This window comes from Lysobacter yangpyeongensis, from assembly GCF_042655745.1.
Lineage (GTDB): Bacteria > Pseudomonadota > Gammaproteobacteria > Xanthomonadales > Xanthomonadaceae > Agrilutibacter > Agrilutibacter yangpyeongensis.
The window spans coordinates 83404-106450 of record NZ_JBHSNM010000007.1; the positions used below are offsets into that span (position 1 = coordinate 83404).

General features: G+C 69.0%; 16 protein-coding genes. 9 read left to right on the plus strand and 7 right to left on the minus strand.

The window, feature by feature from the left end:
- Positions 1-516: 516 nt before the first annotated feature.
- From ACFPN1_RS14850 to ACFPN1_RS14860, 3 genes are all read right to left on the minus strand, one after another.
- Complete coding sequence (locus tag ACFPN1_RS14850; protein ID WP_386755996.1) at positions 517-1188, minus strand: methyltransferase domain-containing protein; 672 nt, start codon at positions 1186-1188, stop codon at positions 517-519.
- Between the two features lie 26 nt (positions 1189-1214).
- The gene (locus ACFPN1_RS14855) at positions 1215-1841 is read right to left on the minus strand and encodes an SGNH/GDSL hydrolase family protein (protein ID WP_386755947.1); all 627 of its coding nucleotides are present in this window, start codon (positions 1839-1841) and stop codon (positions 1215-1217) included.
- A gap of 322 nt (positions 1842-2163) precedes the next feature.
- On the minus strand, positions 2164-3414 hold the full coding sequence (locus ACFPN1_RS14860) for an aminotransferase class I/II-fold pyridoxal phosphate-dependent enzyme (RefSeq protein WP_386755948.1): 1251 nt from the start codon (positions 3412-3414) through the stop codon (positions 2164-2166).
- 167 nt (positions 3415-3581) lie between these two features.
- Between ACFPN1_RS14860 and rsgA the strand changes: the two genes are divergently transcribed.
- Complete coding sequence (gene rsgA / locus ACFPN1_RS14865; protein WP_386755950.1) at positions 3582-4706, plus strand: ribosome small subunit-dependent GTPase A; 1125 nt, start codon at positions 3582-3584, stop codon at positions 4704-4706.
- Between the two features lie 451 nt (positions 4707-5157).
- On the plus strand, positions 5158-6420 hold the full coding sequence (locus ACFPN1_RS14870) for a flavohemoglobin expression-modulating QEGLA motif protein (protein WP_386755951.1): 1263 nt from the start codon (positions 5158-5160) through the stop codon (positions 6418-6420).
- On the opposite strand, the gene ACFPN1_RS14875 is transcribed toward ACFPN1_RS14870, so the two are convergent.
- Genes ACFPN1_RS14875 through ACFPN1_RS14890 form a run of 4 tightly spaced genes read right to left on the minus strand, consistent with a single transcriptional unit; the run spans position 6417 to position 11743 of the window.
- The gene (locus tag ACFPN1_RS14875) at positions 6417-8546 is read right to left on the minus strand and encodes a S9 family peptidase (RefSeq protein WP_386755952.1); all 2130 of its coding nucleotides are present in this window, start codon (positions 8544-8546) and stop codon (positions 6417-6419) included. The two genes, ACFPN1_RS14870 and ACFPN1_RS14875, sit on opposite strands and share 4 nt — an antisense overlap.
- A gap of 20 nt (positions 8547-8566) precedes the next feature.
- The gene (locus ACFPN1_RS14880) at positions 8567-10387 is read right to left on the minus strand and encodes a hypothetical protein (RefSeq protein WP_386755954.1); all 1821 of its coding nucleotides are present in this window, start codon (positions 10385-10387) and stop codon (positions 8567-8569) included.
- Between the two features lie 17 nt (positions 10388-10404).
- Positions 10405-11325 (minus strand): ABC transporter ATP-binding protein, encoded by a 921-nt coding sequence (locus ACFPN1_RS14885; protein ID WP_386755955.1) that lies wholly within the window; start codon positions 11323-11325, stop codon positions 10405-10407.
- Positions 11326-11332: 7 nt separating this feature from the next.
- On the minus strand, positions 11333-11743 hold the full coding sequence (locus ACFPN1_RS14890; RefSeq protein WP_386755956.1) for a GntR family transcriptional regulator: 411 nt from the start codon (positions 11741-11743) through the stop codon (positions 11333-11335).
- Between the two features lie 650 nt (positions 11744-12393).
- Here ACFPN1_RS14890 and ACFPN1_RS14895 point away from each other — a divergent pair.
- The 7 genes from ACFPN1_RS14895 (at position 12394) to ACFPN1_RS14925 (ending at position 22876) form a co-directional block, all read left to right on the plus strand.
- Complete coding sequence (locus ACFPN1_RS14895) at positions 12394-14667, plus strand: NADP-dependent malic enzyme (RefSeq protein ID WP_386755958.1); 2274 nt, start codon at positions 12394-12396, stop codon at positions 14665-14667.
- Positions 14668-15176: 509 nt separating this feature from the next.
- A complete protein-coding gene (locus ACFPN1_RS14900) occupies positions 15177-16079 on the plus strand; it encodes a polysaccharide pyruvyl transferase family protein (protein ID WP_386755959.1) in 903 nt (300 codons plus the stop codon).
- 181 nt (positions 16080-16260) lie between these two features.
- On the plus strand, positions 16261-16716 hold the full coding sequence (locus ACFPN1_RS14905) for a CopL family metal-binding regulatory protein (RefSeq protein ID WP_386755960.1): 456 nt from the start codon (positions 16261-16263) through the stop codon (positions 16714-16716).
- A 113-nt stretch (positions 16717-16829) separates the two neighbouring features.
- On the plus strand, positions 16830-18725 hold the full coding sequence (locus ACFPN1_RS14910) for a copper resistance system multicopper oxidase (protein WP_386755962.1): 1896 nt from the start codon (positions 16830-16832) through the stop codon (positions 18723-18725).
- Positions 18722-19657 carry a copper resistance protein B gene (locus ACFPN1_RS14915; RefSeq protein ID WP_386755963.1) on the plus strand — a complete coding sequence of 312 codons (936 nt, stop codon included), beginning with the start codon at positions 18722-18724 and terminating at the stop codon, positions 19655-19657. The genes ACFPN1_RS14910 and ACFPN1_RS14915 overlap by 4 nt, the downstream gene beginning before the upstream one ends.
- Before the next feature lie 307 nt (positions 19658-19964).
- Positions 19965-22274: a heavy metal translocating P-type ATPase gene (locus ACFPN1_RS14920; RefSeq protein WP_417498531.1), complete on the plus strand. Its 2310-nt coding sequence runs from the start codon at positions 19965-19967 to the stop codon at positions 22272-22274.
- Positions 22275-22366: 92 nt separating this feature from the next.
- Entirely contained in the window at positions 22367-22876 is a 510-nt protein-coding gene (locus ACFPN1_RS14925) for a DUF305 domain-containing protein (protein ID WP_386755964.1), read from the plus strand.
- Positions 22877-23047 lie beyond the last annotated feature (171 nt).

The window sequence follows — 23047 nt, forward strand, 5'->3', positions numbered from 1 at the left end:
GAGAGGGACCGCGCCGCGCAGCGGCGCAGGGTGAGGGGACGTCGCCAGCTCGCGAAAAGCGCCCCTCATCCGCCCCTTCGGGGCACCTTCTCCCCGCTGGGGCGGGGAGAAGGGGAAGCAACAACGAAGCGCCAAAACAAGGCGCAACATGGGCCTTCCTCATCACCCCCGGCATGACACGCTTATGCATGCGGCGGCAATCATCCCCCTCGCCCCGCTTGCGGGGAGAGGGACCGGGCCGCGCAGCGGTGCAGGGTGAGGGGCCGTCGCCAGCTCGCGAAAAGCGCCCCTCATCCGCCCCTTCGGGGCACCTTCTCCCCGCTGGGGCGGGGAGAAGGGGAAGCAACGGCGAGGCGCAACGAAGCGCAACAACGAAGCGCAACAACGAAGCGCAACAACGAAGCGCAGCAACGAAGCGCAACAACGAAGCGCAACAACGAAGCAGCCGCCGGGAGACAAACGGAGAAAACATCGTGTTCGCCGGAGCCTTTCCTCACCCCCTCTGGCAAGGCGCGCTTACGGCTTCGTCGCCACCACCCGCCAGTTGTTGAACGGCGTGCCGCCGTACAGCGGCGTGAATTCCGCCTGCAGGCCGGCCGCGGCGAAGCGCGCACGCAGCGCATCGGCATCGGGATAGCGCGAGGGACCGGCGTTCATCCAGCCGAGCATCCGCGACATCACGTCGACCGCGCGGGTCACGTGCGCGCGTCCGCTGCCGTCGGCCAGGCCGGTGCGGATCACCAGCTTCGCGCCCGGCACCAGCATGGCGATCGCCGCATCCAGTGCGCGTGCCTGCGCTTCCGGCGGAATGAACTGCAGCACGTCCAGCAGCGCGACGCTGCCGCGGTGCGACGGATATTCGCGGGCCAGATCCATCGTCGCGAAGCCGGTGTCCGCCAGTCCTGCGCGCGCGGCGGCGCGACCGGCGCGCGCGATCTTGCCGGCATCGTTGTCGACCCCGCGATACGGCAACGCGATGCCCTGCGCCCGCAACGCGTGCGCGAGCAGGCCGAGGCCGCAGCCGAGGTCGAGCAGCGGCGCGGTCGTGCCGCGCAGCGCCGCGCATACGCCCGGATACAGCGGATCGCTGGCGAGCTTGCTGCGCGTGTACCAGTAGTCCCAGCGGCTGCCGAGCGGGCGCGCGGGCGCAAACGCCTGCGCAATCGCGCGCACCTGTCCGCGCGGCAGTGGCCGCGTCGCTGCCAGGGCGTCGCTCATCGCGAAAGCAGCTGCCGCGCGACCGGCAACGCGGCCTGCGACCACAGCGTGTACATCGCCCCGGACGGATGCAGCCCGTCGGTGGCGATCATCTCGGCCTCGGCGCCGCGCTCGCGCGAGATCGGGGTGATGTCGACGAAGGCCACGCCTTCTTTCGCGCACACCTGCTGCGCGGCGGCGTTGAAGGCGTCGATCTCGCGCGCGATCGTGGCCGCATCGCGCTTGTCGTTCGCGGCGAACGGACTCACGCCCCAGTCGGGAATGGACAGCACCAGCACCCGGTCGGCGCGCCCGCGCGCGTAGCGGATCGCGCGCTGCAGCAGCGTGTGGAACTCGCCGCCGTAAGCCACCGCGCTGCGGTTGCGATACTGGTTGTTGACGCCGATCAATAGCGAGACGAAGTCGTAGGTGCCGACCGGTTCGACCGCGTCGATGCCCCATTCGAGTTCGTCGGTGGTCCAGCCGGTCGTCGCGATGATGCGCGGATCGGCGAGCGCAATGCCTTCCTCGCGCAACGCGCGCGCCAGCTGCACCGGCCAGCGTCCGTCTTCGGGCACGCTCTCGCCGATGGTGTAGCTGTCGCCGAGCGCGAGGTAGGTCAGGGTGTCGTTGGGCGCGTCCATGGCGGCATTGTAGGGCGGCCCCCGGCCCGCCGCGTCACGCCGGTTTGACGGGGATTTCTTGCTCGTCATTCCCGCGAGAGCGGGAGTCCGGTGTCTTTGTCTTTTGCTCTTGTCTTTGCCGTCGCGCGATTTGCAGGAAAGAAACCGGATGATCGGACGTTCGTCCGCTGAGAGCCCCGCTTGACCGGACATTCGTCCGTGCAAAGCCGCGGGAATGACGAGCGAAGGCAAGCCAAAAACAAGATCAGCGCCAAAACGCGGCGGCGAGCCTGATTCCGTCAGAAAGTCGCCGCCTGCAAGCCCGCGCGATTGACCCCTGCCCTCAAGCCACCGCCGCCCGCTCCGCCCGATTCCGCTCCGCATACCGATCCAGCACGCGCTCGATACGACGGAACACCTCGCGCAGATCGTCCGGCTGCGGCAGCAGCGTGACGCGGAAATGGTTGCGGTAGGGCACGTTGAAGCTCGAACCGGGTACCACCAGCACGTCCTCGGTTTCCAGCAGTTCCAGCGCGAAGCGGTGGTCGTCGAATCCGATCGCGGCGTCGCCGGTCACCGCCGGGAAGGCGTACAGCGCGCCCGCCGGCGTGACCAGGTCCAGGTGCCGGCTCGCGGCCACGCTTTCGGCCACCGCGCGGCGCGCTTCGTACAGGCGCCCGCCCGGCACGCACAGCGGGGTGATGGTGTCCTCGCCGTTGAGCGCGGCCTCGATCGCGAATTGCCCTGGCACGTTCGCGCACAGGCGCAGCGCGCCGAGCAGGTCCATCGCGTGGTGCAGGTCGCCGCTGGCGAGCGGATCGCCGCTGAGCACCGCCCAGCCCACGCGCCAGCCGCAGGCGCGGTGCACCTTCGACAGGCCGCCGAAGGAGAGGCATGGCAGGTCGCCGGCGATCGGCGCGACCGGGGTGAACGTCGCGTCGTCGTACAGGATCGAGTCGTAGATCTCGTCGCACATCAGCAGCAACCGGTGGCGCTGCGCGACGGCGACGATCTGCTCCAGCAGCTCGCGCGGATACGCGGCGCCGGTCGGGTTGTTCGGGTTGATCAGCACGATCGCGCGGGTGCGCGGCGATACCAGCGCTTCGATTTCTTCAGGGCTCGGCACGAAGCCGTTTTCCGGCTTGCACTGGTAATACACCGGGCGACCGTCGTTGAGGATGGTCGCCGCGCTCCACAGCGGATAGTCGGGCGAGGGCAGCAACACTTCGTCGCCCGGGTTGAGCAGCGCGCGCAGCGACAGGTCGATCAGTTCGCTCACGCCGTTGCCGACGAACACGCGCTCGGGCGCGGCGTTGGGCGTGCCGCGCTGGCGGTGGAAGGCGGCGATGGCCTCGCGCGCGGCCGGCAGGCCCTGCTGGTGGGTGTAGGGATCGGTCTGTTCGATGCGCCCGGCGATCGCGCGCTGCAGGTGTTCGGGCGCGCGGAAGCCGAACGCGCCCGGATTGCCGATGTTGAGCTTGATCTGCTTGCGACCCTGGGCCTCGAGCTCACGGGCGCGGCGGGCCAGCTCCCCGCGGATTTCGTAACGGACTTCGGACAGGCGTTCGCGGGTCTTCACGGGGGGCTGGGACATCGGTGCGGCGCATCGCGGTGGGCGGGCCAGACTAGCGGAAAAGAACGCCCGATTCAGCGAACGCGCGGCGGGTTGCGCCACTGGAAACGCTTCCCTTCGCGCCCGCGCGGTCGCGGCCTGCAATGGCGCGGCTAGAATCCGCCCATGCCCCACCTCCGCGCCCCGGCTTGAGCCCCGAACTCGCTGCCCTGCAGGCCATCGGCTGGCCGCTGGCCGACGACGGCCTGCCGGTGGAGCCCGCATGGCGCGAGGCGCTCGTGTTGCGGCCCCATGCCCGTCCCGCCCGGGTGGTCGAACAGCACCGCAGCGGCTACATCGTCGCCGACGGCCCGGAGCGGAGTTTCGCGGTCGAATCCCTGCCCGAATGGCAGCGCCCGGCAACCTATCGCAAGGGCGCCAGCGCCCCGGAGGAACGCCCGGCGGTCGGCGACTGGGTGCTGATCGAAGGCAGTTCGACCGCGCACGCGAAGATCGTCGAGTTGCTGCCGCGCCGCACCGCCATCAAGCGCGCCGCCGCCGGCGAGCACTACAAGCAGCAGCTCATCGCCGCGAACGTCGACACCGTCTTCGTCGTCTGCGGCCTGGACGCCGACTTCAACCCGCGCCGCATCGAGCGCTACCTGCTGCTGGTGCGCAGCGGCGGCGCCGAACCGGTGGTGGTGCTGACCAAGTCCGACATCGCCGCGACCGACAGCGCCGCCGCGGTCGGCGTGCTCGAACTGGCCGCGCAGGACGTCGCCGTGCGCGCAGTCAATGCCAAGGACCGCGACAGCGTGGCCGCGCTCCTGCCTTGGCTGCAGCCCGGCCACACCGCGGTGCTGGTGGGCTCCTCCGGTGCCGGCAAGTCGACGCTCACCAACACGCTGCTGGGTATCGAGAAGATGAAAACCGGCGAGGTGCGCGAACACGATTCGCGCGGCCGCCACACCACGACCTACCGCGCGCTGATTCCGCTGCCTTCCGGCGCCTGCCTGATCGACACACCGGGCATGCGCGAACTCAAGCCCACCGGCGAGGAAGACGTCGCCGAGAACTTCAGCGACATCGAGACGCTGGCCGAAGCGTGCCGCTTCCGCGACTGCAAACACCAGAAGGAACCCGGGTGTGCCGTGCGCGCGGCGATCGAAGCCGGCCGGCTCGATCCGCAACGCTTCGCCAACTTCCTCAAGCTCAGCGACGAAGTCGCCTCCGCCGCGAACAAGGCCGCCAACCGCCGCGTGCAGAAGCAGGAAGAGAAGGTGCAGGGCAAGGCGCTGAACAAGCGGCTGGATGAGAAGTATGGGCGGCATTGAGGCCGCCGCTACCACCCGTCGTTCCGCTCTCGCTCGTCATTCCCGCGAAAGCGGGAATCCAGTGACTTTGCTTTTCGCTTTTGCTCGTCATTCCCGCGAAAGCGGGAATCCAGCGTCTTTGCTGTTGCCGTTGCTGTTATTTGTGAAGGCCGCAATGGCGAAGGCAAAAACCAAAGACACTGGATTCCCGCTTTCGCGGGAATGACGAAGTCGAGGGCCCGCTTGACCGGACATTCGTCCGGGGAAAGGCCGCGGGAATGACGAAGGCGGGCGAGCCCTAGCGGGAATGACGAAGTCCAGGGCCTCACGGGAATGACGCGGTCGGGGCGGGCGCCCGCAGGAATGACGAAGTCGAGGGCCCGCCCTCGCGGCGTTATAACCGTCTAGCCGGGAAGCTCGACCCTCCCTCACCTCCAGGCCACCCACCCGCCCACCGTGGAGCCGCAACCCCATGACCGAGCTCACCCCCGACATCGCCCACCACGCCGCACTCGACGCGCGTCTGGTCAAGGCTGTGAAGGGCATCCGCCTGCTCTCGCAGGTGAGCTGGCCGGCCAGCGTGCAGCAGCAGTTCCTCGCCGCCGCCGCGCAGGGCCGCTACGCGATGCCGGTGATCGCCTACCCGAAGTACGACTTCAGCGAGGAACGACGCGAACTCGATGCGATCGTGCGCGAGGCCGACCCCGGGCATCCCATCGGCCACTACCTGTGCGAGTCCGCGCGCAGCTGGTCGATGGCCGCCGAACTGCTCGAGTGCCTGGGCACGCCCACGGTGACCGAGCACTCGATCCGACTGTTCGGCCGCCCCGATGAACCCTTGCCCGGCAACGGCCCCAGCACGCGCGAAGCCGCGCACCACTTCATCGACATCGCCAACGAACTCGACCGCGAGCTGCTCTCGCCCGCCGAGACCGTCGCCATCTCCGCCACCGCACTGCAGCTGCAGCTGCAATCCGCGCTCGACGACTTCTTCGACCAGCGCGTGATCGAAGTGGTGCTCGACCCCGACCTGATCGCCAAGGCCGCCGCCGGCGCCACGCGCATCCGCCTGCGCCACGGCGCCGCCTTCAGCGACTACGACCGCCACCAGCTGATCGAGCACGAGGCCTTCGTGCATTCGCTCACCGCGCTCAACGGCCGCGAGCAGCCGCACCTGCAGAGCCTGGCGTTGTCCTCGCCGCGCACCACCGCGACGCAGGAAGGGCTCGCGGTATTCGCCGAGCAGATCACCGGCTCGATCGACATCGAGCGCATGAAGCGCATCAGCCTGCGCATCGAGGCGGTGGCGATGGCGCTGGACGGCGCCGACTTCCTGCAGGTGTTCCACTACTTCCGCGAGGCCGGGCAGAGCGATGCCGACAGCTTCACCTCGGCGCAGCGCGTGTTCCGCGGCGTGCCGCCGACCGGCGGCGCCGCCTTCACCAAGGACACCGTGTACCTGCGCGGCCTGATCAGCGTGCACACGTTCTTCCGCTGGGCCCTGCGCCAGCGCAAGCTGCTGCTGTGCCGGCGCCTGTTCGCGGGGAAGATGACCCTGGGCGACGTGCAACGGCTGGAGCCCCTGTTCGACCACGGCGTGCTGGTGCCGCCGCGCTGGCTGCCGAAGTGGATCGTGCGCGCCAACGGCCTGGCGGGGATGCTCGCCTTCTCGCTGTTCGCCAACCGCATCCGCCTGGACGCGGTGGCCAAGGACGAGGACTTCTTCGAGGTCTAGCGACTCGCGGCGTAGCGCGCGGCAGTGGAGGGCGGCCGCGCCGCCCCGCGTTCGGTACGCAACAGGCCGGCGGCGTCCAGCCGCAAGTTGCGGCGCAGGTAGTCGCGCAATGCAGAGTTCGGTGGTTCGGGCGCGGCGCCACCGAGCGTTCCATGCAGCATCGCCTCGGTGAGGTAGACGTAGGCCTCGCGCGGCAGCGGATCGGTCGGCGAATGGCCGCCCTGCGGTTCCACGTACAGGCTCACGCTCTTGCCCAGGCGCTTGAGCACGGCGGCGTAGTGGATCACTTCGCGGATCGCCACGACGCGATCGGCGCCGCCGGCGAGCAGCAGCACCGGCCGCTGCAGTCTGCCGGCGTTGACCAGCGGCGATTGCGCGTGCAGCCGCGTGTAGGTCGCCGCATCGTAGGGATCGACGGACAGCTCGCGCAGCATCGCCAACAGCGACCCGTTCTTGCGCGCGCCCTGGTCGCCCGATTCGACCAGCCACTGCATCGACCAGGCGAAATCCGCCGGTGGCGCGCCGGCGACCCCGACCTTGAACAGATCCGGCGCGAAGGTCACCCCCTGCAGGGTCGAGTAGCCGCCGAAGGAATGGCCGGCGATGCCGACGCGCTGCGCATCGCCGATGCCCTGCACGAGCAGGTAGCGCACGCCGTCCACGATGTCCTGCTGCACGCGGCCGTTCCCGAAGTCGCCGCGCGCGGCGAGCATGTAGTCGCGACCGTGACCGGTGGAGCCGCGGAAATTCGATTCGAACACCACGTAGCCGCGATTGGCGAGCAACTGTCCCATCGCGTCGTAGCCGGAATCGAAATGGTTGATCGGGCCGCCATGCACGTCGGCCACCAGCGGTGCGCGCGCCGGATCGATGCCCGGCGGCACCAGCAGGAAGCCGCGTACGCGCATGCCGTCGGACGCCCGATAGGCGAAAGGAATCTTGCGCGCGAGCGCTGCTTCGGGCAGCGGCGCGCGCAGGCCGGCGTCGCGCTCCAGGATGCGGCGCGTGCGCCCGCTGCGCGGGTCGTACAGGTGCCAGCGCGGATCGCGCAGGGTGCTCGCGCGCTCGGACACCAGCCAGCAGGCGGCGGGACCTCGGCCGATGCTGATCGCGAGGTCGCGGCCGGGGAAGCGGCGCCTGAGTGCATCCACGTGCGGCTGCGCGTCGCCGATGCCGTAACTGGCCGCGACCGTGCTGCGATAGCTGGCGATCGCCGGTTGCAGCGTCGCCGGATCCAGTTCGAGCTCGTCGAGGTCGGCTTCGCCGCGCGGATCGGCGTGCACGACATGCGGCGCGCCGTGGGCATCCAGGCGCAGCACGCCCTGCAGATCGCGGTCGAGCCGGCCGCGCACGATCAGGTCGCCGGCGGCATCGAAGCCGAGCAGCGTTATCCGGTCCATGGCATCGAGCAGCCGCAGCATGTGCAGCGTGCCGTCGGGCATGGCCCGCAGAATGGCGTTGCGTTCGCCATCGAAGCGCGTCACCGCCGCGATCCGGCCGCGCGCATCGAAGGCGACATCGTGGACCCAGAACGGGTCCTCGCGCAGCAGCGTGCGCCGGCCCTGCGCGTCCATGCGCACCAGGCGCCAGCGCTCGTGGTTGCCGGCGCGCACGCGTTCGCGCAGCACCACCGCGGCCGGTTGCGACGGGTCGAGCTGGACCACGGTGCGGCGCTCGACGCCGTTGAGGGGAATGCGAATGCCACCGACACCGTGCATTGGAAGGGTGGCCAGCGAGGTGCGCCCGATGACGAACAACCAGCGACCGTCACGCGACCAGCGCAACTGGTTAGCCTCGGTGCGCGGCAACAGGTTGCGCGGCGCACCGCCCGCCGTCGGCAACAGCCACAGGCTGCGCGACGACGCCTGCTCGCGCAGGTAGGCGACGTGGCGGCCGTCGGGCGACAACGTCACCGCGCTGAGCGGGCGCGCATCCAGGAAGGCCGCGCGCGGCTGCAGCGCCGCTGGAGGACGCGAACGTTCAACGGCGACCGCGGCACGCAGCGTGTCGGCATCCGTGTCCGCATGCGCCAGCGGGCCGGCGACGACGAGGACGACCGCAGTCAGAAGGCGCAACCAGCGCGCGTGCATCGCCGGTGTCGGCACGAACAGGGATGAAGTCTTCATTCGTCGAGTCTTCCTCGCTGTCACGCGGCGACGGGCGGTGCCAGCGGCAGCGCGTCGACCTGCTCGCGCCACGGATACATCAGCCACAGGCTCAGCAGGGCCGGTACGCCGACCACGCCGCACAGCGCCACCCAGCTCCAGTACGCAGCACCCGCCAGGCCCTTGCGCCGGCCGAGCGCCAACGCCGCCAGCAACGAGAGTGCGCACAGCGTCAGCGCGAGCAGCACGGTGCTGCGCGACCACTGCACCGGCATCTGCACGCGCAGCGGATCGTCGCCGGCGTACAGATCCTGCGCGGCCAGGCACAGCGTGCGCAGTGCCGGCGAGAGCCACCAGATCCGCGCCGTGTACGCCTCCGGCAGATCGATCGCCAGCGCGCGCCGCGCGACCTCGTGCACGCGGCCATCGGCGCCGACATGCACGACCTGCTGGTACGGCGCGGTGAATTCGCCGGACCACACGCCCCAGGTGTAGGTGAACGAGACCAGGTAGCCGTCGAGCAGCTCGACCAGGTCGACGCGGCCGAGGTTGCCGACCGGTCCCGGCAGGGGCACGCGCAGCAGCGGCTGCAGCCGATCCAGGGTGTTGGCGGCTTCGCGGCCCGGATACACGTACAGCGCGCGATTGCTCTGAGCCACGATGTTCTCGCCGGCGCGATCGGGCGGATCGGCGAACACCTCGCCCTGCGGCAGGCGGATGCGCTGGAAGATGCGCTGCTGCTCGGCATCGAACTGGTAGGCGCCGTTCGCGCTCAACAGGAAGCCGCCCATGTACTCCAGCGTCGGATCGGGAAACGCGGCGTTGCCCGTGCCCAGCCCGAGTTCGCCGCGCGCGCGCCGGTCGAGCAGGCTGTAGCCGATGAAGCGCATGCGGTCATGACTGAACACCCAGCGCACGCGGTGCCCGGTGTCGTCCAGTTCCATCGGCGCGATGTTGCCCAGCTCGTTGCGTCGCGGCAGGTTGCGCAACGGCCAGCGCGTGGTCACGTCCGACAGGGCGATCTGCTCGCGCCACAGCGGCGCATCGCGATCGCGGCTGGCGGCGATGCCGGCGAGCAGCAGATCCTTGCCCTCGGCCTGGTTCGCTTCGATGGCGCCGCCGGCCGGCGGCACCGGCGTGTCGAGCGGATGCGTGCCCGCCATCGTCCAGCCGAACTCGACGCCGAAGCCCAGCATCCACACCAGGAAGTACAGGCCGACCTGCACCGGCAGCGCCGCCACGATGACCGCGGCCGTGCGCCGCGGCGGCGCATCGAGATCCGGCTTGAACGCGATCGCCAACAGTCCGGCCAGCGCCAACAGCACCGTCGCCTGCAATGCGAGCGCCGCCGGTCCCTGCGCCCGCGCCATCATCAGCAGTGCCGGCAGCACCGCGACGGTCCAGGCGTAGCGGCGTCCCGCGAGCATCGCGTAGGCCCCGGCGAGATAGCCGCACGCGGCGATGAGCAGGCTGGCCAGCGGCATCAGCCAGTGGCGCAGGTCGACCACACGCGCGGTCAGCGCTTCCTGGTACAGCGCGATCAGCGCGATCGGCAACGCGATCGCGACCAGCAGCACCACGCCGCCCGCGCCGCATAGCGATGCGGCGATGCGCAGCCGGTGCAACGGGCGATGCAGCAGGTTGAGCCAGTGGTTGGGCCGGCGGTAGCTGCCCATCTGGTACAGCCCCAGCAGAGCGCCAGCCACCGCGTAGACCGAGGCGAAGATCTGGTAGACCTGCATCGGCTGCTGCGCCAGGTCGACCAGGCGGCTGAGGAAACCGAGCACGACGGCGTGCAGCGCCGCGGCGGCGAGGCACCAGGTGCGGAAGCGCAGCAGCTCGGCCTTGAACAATTCGATCATCGTGATTCCCCTTCGTCTCAGGCCTGCGTGCCCGCGGGCGCCGCGTGGTTCTTCGCCAGGAAGCTGTTGACCGCACGGTCCAGGCTCACCGGCATGCTCTGCACCGAGCGCGCGCCGCAGGCGCGCAGGAACTGTTCGAACTGCGCGTCCTGGTCCAGCACCAGGTAGTGGTGCAACCCGTCCAGGCGCTGCAGTTGCAGCAGCCCCGGAATGCGCTGCGGCTCGGGCCCCTTGAACGGGATGTCGGCGACCCAGTGGGTGACGCGCGCGCAGAAGTCGTCGGGCGCCGACATGTGCTTGAGCCGGCCGCGCTCGAGGATGATCAGGTTGTCGGCGACGCGCTCGATCTCCTCCATCTGGTGCGAGCAATAGATCACCGTGCAGTCGTCGGCCGCGTTGCTGTACATCAGCGATTCCAGGAACGCGCGCTTGGCCACGACATCCAGGCCCAGCGTCGGCTCGTCGAGCACCAGCAGTTCCGGCCGCTGCGCCAGCGCCAGCGCCAGGTTCAGTCCGGCGCGTTCGCCGCGCGAGAGCTGACCGACCTTCTGCTCCGGCAGCACGTGGTAGTGGCTGATCACCTCGTCGAACGCGCGCTGGTCCCAGCGCGGGTACAGGCGTCGCTGCGCGGCGATCACCGCGGACACGCGCAGCCAGCCGGGCAGGGTGTGTTCCTCGTTGACGAAACCGATGCGCGCGCGATCGGCGGGCGTCAGCGCCGCGCTGTCGCGGCCGAGGATGCGCGCGGTGCCCGCGCTCGGCGGCAGGAAGCCGAGCAGCACGCGGAACAGCGTCGACTTGCCCGCGCCGTTGGCGCCGACGATCGCGTGGATGCGGCCGCGCGGAATGCGCAGATCGAGCTGGTCGAGGGCGAGCTTGCGGCCGTAGCGCTTGCTCAGCCCGACGGTCTCGATGACGTAGTCGGAATGGTCGGACATGGAAACCTCAGGCGGTCTTCTTCGGCGTCAGCGCGCGCAGTTCGCGGCCCAGGCGTTCGTGCGCCTGCGCGGGGGGGTAATCGAGGGCGACCACTTCATGGACGAAGCGCTGGATCGCGTCGTCGAGGCGGCGTTCGCGCTCGGCATCGCTCAGGCGCTGGCGCGGCGTGGCCACGTACAGGCCCAGGCCCTGGCGCGACTCGAGCCAGCCGTCGCTGGTGAGTTCGGCATAGGCCTTGGCGACGGTGTTGGGATTGATCGTCAGCTGCTGGGCGAGGCCGCGCACGCTGGGCAGCTGCGCGCCGGGCTGCAGCTCGGCGGTGGCGATCTTCATCCGGATCGCATCGACGATCTGGCGACTGATCGGTCGGGAATCGCCGGTGGCGATCTGGATCATCAGGGCCTGGGTGCGGGCCATGCGGGACTCCTGTGCGGGCTAGCTGTACTATGTGAACTAGTACAGTATGAACATCGCGCCGGCGTCAAGGCCCGTGGCGACGAAACCGGGACAGGGCGCGACGAAACCCACGATTGCGAGTGCCGTTGCCGTTGCCTGTTGCCGTTGCCTGTTGCCTGTTGCCGTTGCCTGTTGCCGTTGGCTTCTCCCCGCGTCGCGGGGAGAAGCTCCCCGAAGGGGTGATGAGGGGCGCGAGCGCAGCGAGCAGGACGTCGCTCCTTGCGAATCAGGCGACCGCGAAAGCGCTCGCTGCGCTCGCCCCCTCACCCGCCCTTCGGGCACCCTCTCCCCGCCGCCCTGCGACGGGGAGAGGGGGGCAGCTCGTCATCGGCGGGAGAGGGGGCAGCTCGCCATCGGCGGGGAGTGGGGAGCAGCTCGCCAGCGGCGGGAGAGGGGCGCAGCTCGCCCTGCGACGGGGAGAGGGGCAGCTCGTCATCGCCCTGCGATGGGGAGAGGGGGAGCAGCTCGCCCAGCGGCGGGAAGGGGGAGAACAGCTCGTCAAGCGACCAGCAGCAAACCCGGCGTCCGGCTTCGCGCAACGCGGCCGCAGCCACGAAACCGCCCGAACCGGGCGGCTACAATCCCAAACCCTGCCGAATTCCCGCCGAGCGATGTCCGACGACCTGAAGCAAGCCGCCCTCGACTACCACCGCCTGGAACCGCGCGGGAAGATCAAGGTCACCGCCACCAAGCCGATGGTCACCCAGCGCGACCTCGCGCTCGCGTATTCGCCGGGCGTCGCCTATGCCTGCGAGGAAATCGCCAACGACCCCAGGCTCGCCTCCGACTACACCGCGCGCGGCAACCTGGTCGCGGTGATCTCCAACGGCACCGCCGTGCTCGGCCTGGGCGACATCGGTCCGCTGGCCGGCAAGCCGGTCATGGAAGGCAAGGGCGTGCTGTTCCAGAAGTTCGCCGGCATCGACGTGTTCGACATCGAGGTCGACGAAAAGGACCCCGACAAGCTGGTCGAGATCATCGCCAGCCTGGAGCCCACCTTCGGGGGCATCAACCTCGAGGACATCAAGGCGCCGGAGTGCTTCATCGTCGAACGCAAGCTGCGCGAGCGGATGAACATCCCGGTGTTCCACGACGACCAGCACGGTACCGCGATCATTGTTGGCGCCGCCGTGCTCAACGCGCTGGAAGTGGTCGGCAAGAAGATCGGCGAGGTGAAGCTGGCCACCGCCGGCGCCGGCGCGGCCGGCATCGCCTGCCTCGACATGCTCGTCGCGCTGGGCATGAAGCCGGAGAACATCCTGGCCTTCGACCGCGAAGGCGTGCTCTACACCGGCCGCGGCCACATGGATCCGGACAAGCAGCGCTACGCGCGCGACACCGACAAGCGCACGCTGGCCGACATCGTCGCCGGCGCCGACGTGTTCCTCGGCCTGTCCGCCGGCGGCGTGCTCAAGCCGGAGATGGTCGCGACGATGGCCGACAAGCCGATCATCCTCGCGCTCGCCAATCCGTATCCGGAAATTCTTCCGGAAGACGCCAAGAAGGTGCGCCCGGACTGCATCATCGCCACCGGCCGTTCGGACTATCCGAACCAGGTCAACAACGCGCTGTGCTTCCCCTACATCTTCCGCGGCGCGCTCGACGTGGGCGCGACGGAAATCAACGAGGCGATGAAGCTCGCCTGCGTGCGCGCGATCGCGCAGCTGGCGCGCATGGAATCCTCGGACCTGGCCGGTGCCTACGGCGGAGAGATCCCCAGCTTCGGCCCCGAGTACCTGATCCCGCGCCCGTTCGATCCGCGCCTGCTCACCATGCTCGCGCCGGCGGTGGCGCGCGCGGCGATGGATTCGGGCATGGCCACGCGCCCGATCCTCGACATGAAGGCGTACGAGGAGAAGCTCGGCCAGTTCATCTATCGCACGGGCCTGCTGATGAAGCCGGTGTACGACCGCGCCCGCGCCGACCGCAAGCGCGTGGTCTATGCCGAAGGCGAAGAGGAAACCGTGCTGCGCGCGGTGCAGACGGTGATCGACGAGCAGCTCGCGTTCCCGATCCTGATCGGCCGCCCCGAAGTCATCGAGCAGCGCATCGCGCGCCTGGGCCTGCGCATGAAGGCGGGTGTCGACTTCGAACTCACCAACATCAATTCCGATCCGCGGTTCGACGAGTACTGGCAGCAGTACCACGCCATCACCGAGCGCCGCGGCGTCACCCCGGCGGCGGCGAAGAACCTGCTGCGTTCGCGCCCGACGCTGATCGCGACGCTGATGGTCGAGCGCGGCGAAGCCGATGCGATGATCTGCGGCCTGGTTGGCCGCTTCCACAAGAAGCTCGGCTACCTGCGCAGCGTGTTCGACTTCGAGAAGGGCGTGACCGGCACCGCCGCGATGACCGGCGTGATCAACGACCAGGGCGTGTGGTTCTTCCTCGACACCCACGTGCAGCTGGATCCGTCCGCCGAGCAGATCGCCGAAGCCACGCTGCAGGCGACCTACCGCCTCAAGCTGTTCGGCGTCGAGCCCAAGGTCGCGCTGCTGTCGCACTCCAACTTCGGCAGCCACGACAACGTGTCCGCCGCGAAGATGCGCAAGGCCTACCAGATCATCCGCCAGCGCGTGCCCAAGCTCGAGGTCGACGGCGAGATGATGGCCGACACCGCGTGGGACGAGGAGCTGCGCTCGCGCATCTTCCCGAACTCCACGCTCAGGGGCCGCGCCAACCTGTTCGTGATGCCCAACCTCGACGCGGCCAACATCACCTACAACATGGTCCGCGTGATGACCGACGGCGTCGCCATCGGCCCGATCCTGATGGGCCTGGACAAGCCCGCGCACATCCTCACCCCGGCCTCGACCCCGCGCCGCGTGGTCAACATGACCGCGATCGCCGCGGTGGACGCGCAGATCCGCGCCGCGCGGAAGTAGGCCGTAGCCCGGGTAAGGCCGAAGGCCGCACCCGGGTGATGTTCACCTTGCTTTTGCTCGTCATTCCCGCGAAAGCGGGAATCCAGTGACTCTCGTTGTTGCCGTTGCCGTTGGTTTTGCTCGTCATTCCCGCAAAAGCGGGAATCCAGTGACTCTCGCCATTGCCGTTGCCGTTGGTTTTGCTCGTCATTCCCGCGAAAGCGGGAATCCAGTGACTCTCGCCGTTGCCGTTGGTTTTGCTCGTCATTCCCGCGAAAGCGGGAATCCAGTGACTTTGCCTTTGCCTTTGCCTTTGCCGTTCCCGTTCCCGTTCCCGTTCCCGTTGCCGTTGCCGTTCCCGTTCCCGTTGCCGTTGCCCTTACCGCTGTGTGTTGTTGTTGCTCGTCATCCCCGCGGCCTTCAACGGACGAATGTCCGGTCATCCAGCGACGCTGCTGTCGCAAACACCCCGGGTGCGCTTCGCTTACCCGGGCTGCAACCCGGGCCACCCCCCTGATCCTTGCCCACCCATGCGCCTGAAATACTGCAAACTCCCGCACGGCAACTTCGGCGACGACCTCAACGTCGAACTGTGGCCCGCGCTGTTTCCCGACCTGGAAACGAAGCACCCGGACACCTGGCTCTACGGCGTCGGCACCATCCTCGGCGGCACCCAGCCCGAAGGCCCCAAGGTCGTGCTCGGTTCCGGCTGCGGCTACCGCGGTACGCCGCAACTGGGCAGCGAGTGGAAGGTGTACTGGGTGCGCGGCCCCGGCACCGCGAAGAAGTGTCACCTCGATCCCGCACTCGGCCTCGGCGATGCCGCCGTGCTGTGGCCGCCGCTGCAGCGCGAACGCGCGCCGGTCCAAGCTCGCATCGGCCTGGTCCCGCACCACAAGAGCTACGACAGCTTCGACTGGGACACGCTGGCGCGTGATGCGGGCTTGTATCCGATCGATCCGCGCCAGTCGCCGCAAGCGGTCGCCGATGCCATCGCCAGCTGCGAACGCGTGCTGACCGAATCGCTGCATGGCGCGATCTTCGCCGACGCCCTCGGCGTGCCGTGGCGCGCGACCGTGCTGGCGCGGCGCTTCAACGATTTCAAATGGCAGGACTGGCTCGACACGCTCGGCATGAAGCTGCACACCGCCGAGGTCCACGTCGAACTCAAGCGCGAACTGTCCACCGCCAAGGCGATCGGCAATTTCCTCACCCGCTGGGTCGGCGGCCCCGACGAACGCAACCACCTGCGCCCGATCCGCGCGGCCAACGCGTCGGATATCGAACGCGTGCGCCAGGACCTGATCAACATCGCGGGCGAAACCGGTTCGTACGTGCTCAGCGATCCCGCCGTGCGCGCGCGGCAACAGGCGCGGATGCGCGAGGCCTGCGCACGCTTCGCCGCGGAGCACGGGCTGACCTTTGCCGGCTGAGCGCTCGGCGCTCGGCGCGCCAGCGTTTTCTCTTCTCCCTGCTCGCGGGGAGAAGATGCCCGAAGAGCCTATGAGGGGGAGCGAGCGCCACCAGGTCGAATGAGGAGGCGAACGCAGCGAGCTGCCCTGCCCCCGCCCGTCCGTTAACCTCCGCGCGGCGCACCACCGTTAAAGTACGCCCATGTCGATCGGCTCCGTCCTGCTGCGCCTGTTGCTCAGCCTCTGCCTCGTCCTGAACGGGACCGCGGCGGCGGCTGCAGCGGCGCAACTGCCGATGGCGCAACACACCAACCCAGCGGCGACCGAAGCCGCGCAAGGCGCCGCGACCGAGGCCATGCCCTGCCACGGCCACCACGATGCAATGGCCGCCGCGATGCCGGGCGACGCATCGATGCACGGCATCCCGATGCAGCACGCTCCGGCCGCAAACACCCCTCAACCCACCAAGCCCAAACACACCCCCGACTGCTGCAAATCCGGCACCTGCCGCTGCGCCTGCGTGCATATCGCCCAGGTCGGCGTGCCCGCGCTGCGGATTCCCGACGTCGCGCCCGATCATCAACGCAGCGTGCGCGCGCTCGCGCCCGGCCATGCCGCGCCGGCGCTGCCGCATCCGATCCGACCTCCCATCGGCTAAGCGGTCAACTCGCGCCCCCGGCGCCCTTTCGCCTGCGCATGCGACGACCACGCCGTCGCTGCGTACGCCCGCGCGACGCACGCCGTCGCGACCCATCGATCCACGGAGTTTCCATGTCCTCTGATGCATTCGGCCGCGAAGCCGGCGCACTGTCGCAGCCGTCGCGCCGCCGCTTCGTCCAGGGCCTCGCCGCAGGCGGCGCGATCGCCGGCCTCGGCCTGTGGCCCAAAGCAGGTTGGGCGCTGAAGTCCGCCGGCTATCCCAATGTGCTGTCCGGCACCGAGTTCGACCTCACCATCGGCGAGACGCCGATGAACTTCACCGGCCGCACGCGCACCGCGATCACCGTCAACGGTTCCCTTCCCGCGCCGCTGCTGCGCTGGCGCGAAGGCACCACGGTGAACCTGCGCGTCACCAACGCGCTGCCGCCCGGATCGATCCACGGCCACGAAACCTCGATCCACTGGCACGGCATCGTCCTGCCCGCAAACATGGACGGCGTGCCTGGCCTGAGCTTCGCCGGCATCCATCGCGGCGAGACCTACCACTACCGCTTCACCGTGAAGCAGGGCGGTACGTACTGGTACCACAGCCATTCGATGTTCCAGGAGCAGGTCGGCCTGTACGGCCCGCTGATCATCGATCCGCTCGAGCCCGAGCCCTTCGCCTGCGACCGCGATTACGTGGTGCTGCTCTCAGACTGGACCGACCTGGATCCGGCGGCGCTGTTCGCGCGACTGAAGAAGATGTCGATGTACGACAACTACTACCAGCGCACCGTCGGCGACTTCGTCCGCGACGCGCAACGCAACGGCCTGGCGGCCACGCTCGACGACCGCAGGATGTGGGGCGCGATGCGCATGTCGCCGACCGACCTGTCCGATGTCAACGCGAACACCTACACCTACCTGATGAACGGCACGACGTCGTTGGGCAACTGGACCGCGCTGTTCCGTTCCGGCGAGAAGGTGCGCCTGCGTTTCATCAACGGCTCGTCGATGACGCATTTCGACGTGCGCATCCCCGGCCTGAAGATGACCGTGGTCGCCGCCGACGGCCAGTACGTGCACCCGGTGACCGTCGACGAATTCCGCATCGCCACCGCCGAAACCTTCGACGTCATCGTCGAACCGACGGGGCAGGACGCCTTCACCATCTTCGCCCAGGACCTGGGCCGCACCGGCTACGTCAGCGGCACGCTCGCCGTGCGCGAGGGATTGCGTGCACCAGTGCCGGCGGTCGATCCACGCCCGCTGCTGACCATGGCCGACATGGGCCACGGTGGCATGGGCCACGCCATGTCCGGCATGAAGGGCATGGAAGGCGGTTGCGGCGCGAGCATGGGCAAGAGCGATGCCCACGACATGGCGCAGATGAAAGGCATGGAAGGCGGCTGCGGCGCCAACATGCAGATGGCGGGCATGCAGCACGACGCACACGCGCAGACGACGTCCAACGCACACGCGGGACACGCAGGCGGCGGCATGCAGACGCATCCCGCCAGCGAGACCGGCAACCCGCTGGTCGACATGCAGACCATGGCACCGGTGCCGAAGCTCGACGATCCCGGCATCGGCCTGCGCGACAACGGCCGCACCGTGCTGAGCTATTCGATGCTGAAGAGCACCTTCGACGATCCCGACGGCCGCGATCCCGGCCGCGACATCGAACTGCACCTCACCGGCCACATGGAACGCTTCGCCTGGGGCTTCAACGGCCAGAAGTTCTCGGAGGTCGAACCGCTGCGCTTCAACTACGGCGAACGCCTGCGCATCGTGCTGGTCAACGACACGATGATGACCCACCCGATCCACTTGCACGGCATGTGGAGCGACCTCGAGGACGAGCACGGCAACTTCCTCGTCCGCAAGCACACCATCGACATGCCGCCCGGCAGCCGCCGCAGCTACCGCGTGCGCGCCGACGCACTCGGCAGCTGGGCGTACCACTGCCATCTGCTCTACCACATGGAAGCGGGAATGATGCGCACGGTGAGGGTCGACGAATGAAGACGAACCTCCTCGCGCGCGCTCCGCTCGCCGCCGCGCTGCTGCTGTCATTCGATGTCGTTGCGCAGGATCACGCGCAGCATCAGACGCAATCGACGCCGACGGAGAATGCGCAGCACCAGACGCAACCGGTGCCGATGGATCATTCGCAGCATCACATGCCGCCGCCGCCGGTCGATCACGCCGCCATGGACCACGCCATGCCGCGCGCACCGGACGAACCGGTCACGCCGATCCCCGTGCCCACCGACGCCGACCGCGCCGCCGCGCAACCGCCGCCGCAGGACCATCCCGTCCACGACAACGGCATCTTCACGTTCGTCCAGTTCAATCGCCTGGAAGCCTTCGACGCGGACGAGGGGCGTGGCCTGGAGTGGGAAGGCCAGGCCTGGATCGGCACCGACCGCAACAGGCTGTGGCTGCGCAGCGAAGGCGAGCGCGTCGAACACCGCACCGACAACGCCGACCTCGAAGTGCTGTACGGTCGCGCGATCGCGCGCTGGTGGGATGTCGTCGCCGGCGTGCGCCACGACTTCCAGCCCGGCGCCTCGCAGGACTTCGCCGCGATCGGTGTGATGGGCACGGCGCCGTACAAGTTCGAGCTCGAAGCGACGGCGTACGTGGGGCAGGGCGGTCAGACCGCCGCGCGCGTGGAAGCCGAATACGAATTGCTGCTCAGCAACCGCCTGATCCTGCAGCCGCTCGTCGAACTCAACGCCTACGGCCGGAACGACGCGCGTCGCGGCATTGGCTCCGGCGTCAGTTCGGCGGAGGCCGGGTTGCGCTTGCGCTACGAAGTCACGCGTCAGTTCGCGCCGTACGTCGGCGTGGTGCGCGAATGGTCGTTCGGCCGTACCGCGGATTTCCGCCGCGAGGAGGAGGAAGCCGTCAACGACACGCGCATCGTTGCGGGTGTGCGGGTGTGGTTCTGAGGTCAAAGGCGCGCCCCTCATCGGGCGCTACGCGCCACCTTCTCCACGCACGCGAGTCCTGTAGCAGTGAGGGCACGTCACACTCGCAGAACATGCCATCCCACAACCCTAAACCCACACGCCGGACCCAACTCCGACTAAACGCACTCGCGGAAGACGCCCCATGAGCATGCATCCGCATTCGCACGGCCCGCACGAGGACAAGCACGCCGGACAACCGCACGAGGCCCACGGCCACGCATCGCCCGGCGGCCATGCCCATCCCGCACCCGCACACAACGCCACCGCGATCGACCCCGTCTGCGGCATGACGGTGAATCCGGCGACCACGCCGCACCACGCCACGCACGCCGGCACCGAGTACCACTTCTGCTCCGCGCGCTGCCGCGAAAAGTTCGTCGCCGCGCCGCAGACCTATCTGCACGCGCCGGGCACGCAACCCGCACACGCCACGCCGCATGCCGCAGTGACGCATCCCACGGCTGCACAAGCACTCCCCGCCGGCACCATCTACACCTGCCCGATGCACCCGCAGATCCGCCAGCCGGGCCCTGGCACCTGCCCGATCTGCGGCATGGCGCTCGAGCCGGAGATGCCCAGCCTGGAAGACGAAGACAACCCGGAGCTGCGCGACTTCACCCGCCGCTTCTGGTGGACGCTGCCGCTCACGCTGATCGTGCTGGCGCTGGCAATGCTCGGCCATCGCATCGGTTTCATTGCCACCGACACGCGCACCTGGCTCGAATTCGCCCTGAGCACGCCGGTCGTGCTGTGGGCCGGCTGGCCCTTCTTCGAGCGCTGCGCGCGGTCGATCAGGAATCGCAGCCCCAACATGTGGACGCTGATCGGCATCGGCGTGGGCGCCGCGTTCGGCTACAGCGTGGTGGCGACGCTCGCGCCCGGCCTGTTTCCGGAGTCATTCCGCGAACACGGCCGCGTCGGCGTGTACTTCGAGGCCGCGGCGGTGATCGTCTCGCTCACGCTGCTCGGCCAGCTGCTGGAACTGCGCGCGCGCTCGAAGACCTCCGCCGCGATCAAGGCGCTGCTCGGCCTCGCGCCGAAGACGGCGCGCCGCATTCGTGACGACGGCAGCGACGAGGACATCCCGCTCGACCACGTCCACGTCGGCGACCGCCTGCGCGTGCGTCCCGGCGAGAAGGTGCCCGTCGACGGCACCGTGCTCGAAGGCCGTTCCAGCATCGACGAATCCATGCTCACCGGCGAACCGATCCCGGTGGAGAAGGAAGCCGGCGCGAAGGTCATCGGCGCCACGCTCAACGGCACCGGCGCGCTGGTGATCCGCGCCGACCAGATCGGCTCCGCCACCGTGTTGTCGCAGATCGTGCAGCTGGTCGCGCAGGCGCAGCGCTCGCGCGCGCCGATGCAGCGCATGGCCGACCGGGTCGCGTTCTGGTTCGTGCTCGCAGTGCTCGGCGTCGCGGTGGCGACGTTGCTCGGCTGGGGCCTGTTCGGTCCCGAACCGTCGTGGACCTACGCCGTGCTCAACGCCGTGTCCGTGCTGATCATCGCGTGCCCGTGTGCGCTGGGCCTGGCCACGCCGATGTCGATCATGGTCGCCACCGGCCGCGCCGCGCATGCCGGCGTGCTGTTCCGCGATGCCGAGGCGATCGAGCAGCTGCGTCGCATCGACACGCTGATCGTCGACAAGACCGGCACGCTCACCGAAGGCCGCCCGGCCTATCGCGACGCGCTTGCCGCCGACGGTTTCGATGCCGACGAAGTACTGCAACTCGCCGCCAGCCTGGAGCAGGGCAGCGAACACCCGCTCGCCGATGCCATCCTCGCCGAAGCGAAACGCCGCGGCTTCACCCTGCAAACCGCGGACGATTTCGACTCGATCACCGGCCGTGGCGTGCGCGGACGCGTCGGCGGACGCGCGCTGGTGATGGGCAACCAGGCTCTCATGGCCGAAGTCGGCGCCGATCCGGCGCCCCTGCTCGCGCGCAGCGAACCCCTGCGCCGGCAGGGCGCGAGCGTGATGTTCCTCGCCGTCGACGGCCGCCTCGCCGGCGCGATCGCCGTCGCCGATCCGATCAAGCCGACCACGCCGCCCGCACTCAATGCACTGCGCGCCGACGGCTTGCGCATCGTGATGGCGTCCGGCGACGCGCAGGCCACGGCCGAGGCCGTCGCGTACACGCTCGGCATCGACGAAGTGCACGGCGAAGTGCGTCCGCAGGACAAGGTCGCGCTGGTGCAGCGCCTGCAGGCCGAAGGCCGCCGCGTCGCCATGGCCGGCGACGGCATCAACGACGCGCCCGCACTTGCCGCCGCCGACGTCGGCATCGCCATGGGCACCGGCACCGACGTGGCGATGTCGAGCGCGCAGGTCACGCTGGTGAAGGGCGACCTGCGCCGCATCGTGCAGGCGCGCACGATCTCCGAAGGCACCGTCGCCAACATGAAGCAGAACCTCGGCTTCGCCCTCCTCTACAACGCCCTGGGCGTGCCGGTCGCTGCGGGCGTGCTGTACCCGCTGACCGGACTGCTGCTGAGCCCGATGATCGCGGCGCTGGCGATGAGCCTGAGTTCGGTGTCGGTGGTGAGCAATGCGCTGCGGCTGGGGCAGGGCCGCCGTTACACCCCCGATCCGTGACCCCCCGTTGCGCGGTGTCGCTGGCGGACTTGACGAGCCAGCCACACCCACTGCGACACGATGGACTCCTATCGCAGGCGGGAGGCCATCTCATGGCGAGCTCAAAGCAGTCGCATTCGACCGCGCAGCACGGGCACGACGGACCGCACGCTGGCGGCGCGTCGCATGGCGGTCACTACCGTCGCCTGCTCGGCATGGTGGTGCTTTCGTACATCGCGATGTACTGGCTGATGTACGCGATGGTCGACACGCCCGCCAACGTGTTCAACAACGTCAACCAGATCTACATGGCCGCCCTGATGGCGGCCCCGATGGCGATCATCGAGCTCGTGCTGATGCGCGCGATGTATCCCAACAAGACGCTCAACGCCGCCCTCGTCGTCGCCGCGCTGGTGGTGATGCTGGTGTGCTGGTCCGGCATCCGCCGGCAACTGGCGGTGACCGACCAGCAGTTCCTGCGCTCGATGATTCCGCATCACGCCGGCGCCCTGCTCATGTGCCGGGAAAACCACCTCACCGATCCGCGGCTGCAGCAGCTCTGCCGCGACATCGAGGCGTCCCAGCAGGCCGAAATCGACCTGATGAAGTCCCACCTGAAGTGATCGCGGCCCGCGGCCGCCCCCATCCGCCCAGCGCACACCCCGTGCGCACACCGGCCGCTTCGCGCCACTGAAATCGTAGCCACCGCCCCGCTTTGCCAAAGCAGTTGCTTCGTCATCTTCCTGTCGGGCCCCCGGCCGGCCCCGCTTGCTAGAATCCCGGCTCTAATTCCC

Coding starts and splice junctions, on each gene's coding strand:
- ACFPN1_RS14905 (WP_386755960.1), top strand. CDS start 16,261: ATGTCGATCGGCTCCGTCCTGCTGCGCCTGTTGCTCAGCCTCTGCCTC.
- ACFPN1_RS14870 (WP_386755951.1), top strand. CDS start 5,158: ATGACCGAGCTCACCCCCGACATCGCCCACCACGCCGCACTCGACGCG.
- ACFPN1_RS14880 (WP_386755954.1), bottom strand. CDS start 10,387: ATGATCGAATTGTTCAAGGCCGAGCTGCTGCGCTTCCGCACCTGGTGC.
- ACFPN1_RS14855 (WP_386755947.1), bottom strand. CDS start 1,841: ATGGACGCGCCCAACGACACCCTGACCTACCTCGCGCTCGGCGACAGC.
- ACFPN1_RS14860 (WP_386755948.1), bottom strand. CDS start 3,414: ATGTCCCAGCCCCCCGTGAAGACCCGCGAACGCCTGTCCGAAGTCCGT.
- ACFPN1_RS14920 (WP_417498531.1), top strand. CDS start 19,965: ATGACGGTGAATCCGGCGACCACGCCGCACCACGCCACGCACGCCGGC.
- ACFPN1_RS14915 (WP_386755963.1), top strand. CDS start 18,722: ATGAAGACGAACCTCCTCGCGCGCGCTCCGCTCGCCGCCGCGCTGCTG.
- ACFPN1_RS14875 (WP_386755952.1), bottom strand. CDS start 8,546: ATGAAGACTTCATCCCTGTTCGTGCCGACACCGGCGATGCACGCGCGC.
- ACFPN1_RS14895 (WP_386755958.1), top strand. CDS start 12,394: ATGTCCGACGACCTGAAGCAAGCCGCCCTCGACTACCACCGCCTGGAA.
- ACFPN1_RS14885 (WP_386755955.1), bottom strand. CDS start 11,325: ATGTCCGACCATTCCGACTACGTCATCGAGACCGTCGGGCTGAGCAAG.
- ACFPN1_RS14900 (WP_386755959.1), top strand. CDS start 15,177: ATGCGCCTGAAATACTGCAAACTCCCGCACGGCAACTTCGGCGACGAC.
- ACFPN1_RS14925 (WP_386755964.1), top strand. CDS start 22,367: ATGGCGAGCTCAAAGCAGTCGCATTCGACCGCGCAGCACGGGCACGAC.
- ACFPN1_RS14910 (WP_386755962.1), top strand. CDS start 16,830: ATGTCCTCTGATGCATTCGGCCGCGAAGCCGGCGCACTGTCGCAGCCG.
- ACFPN1_RS14890 (WP_386755956.1), bottom strand. CDS start 11,743: ATGGCCCGCACCCAGGCCCTGATGATCCAGATCGCCACCGGCGATTCC.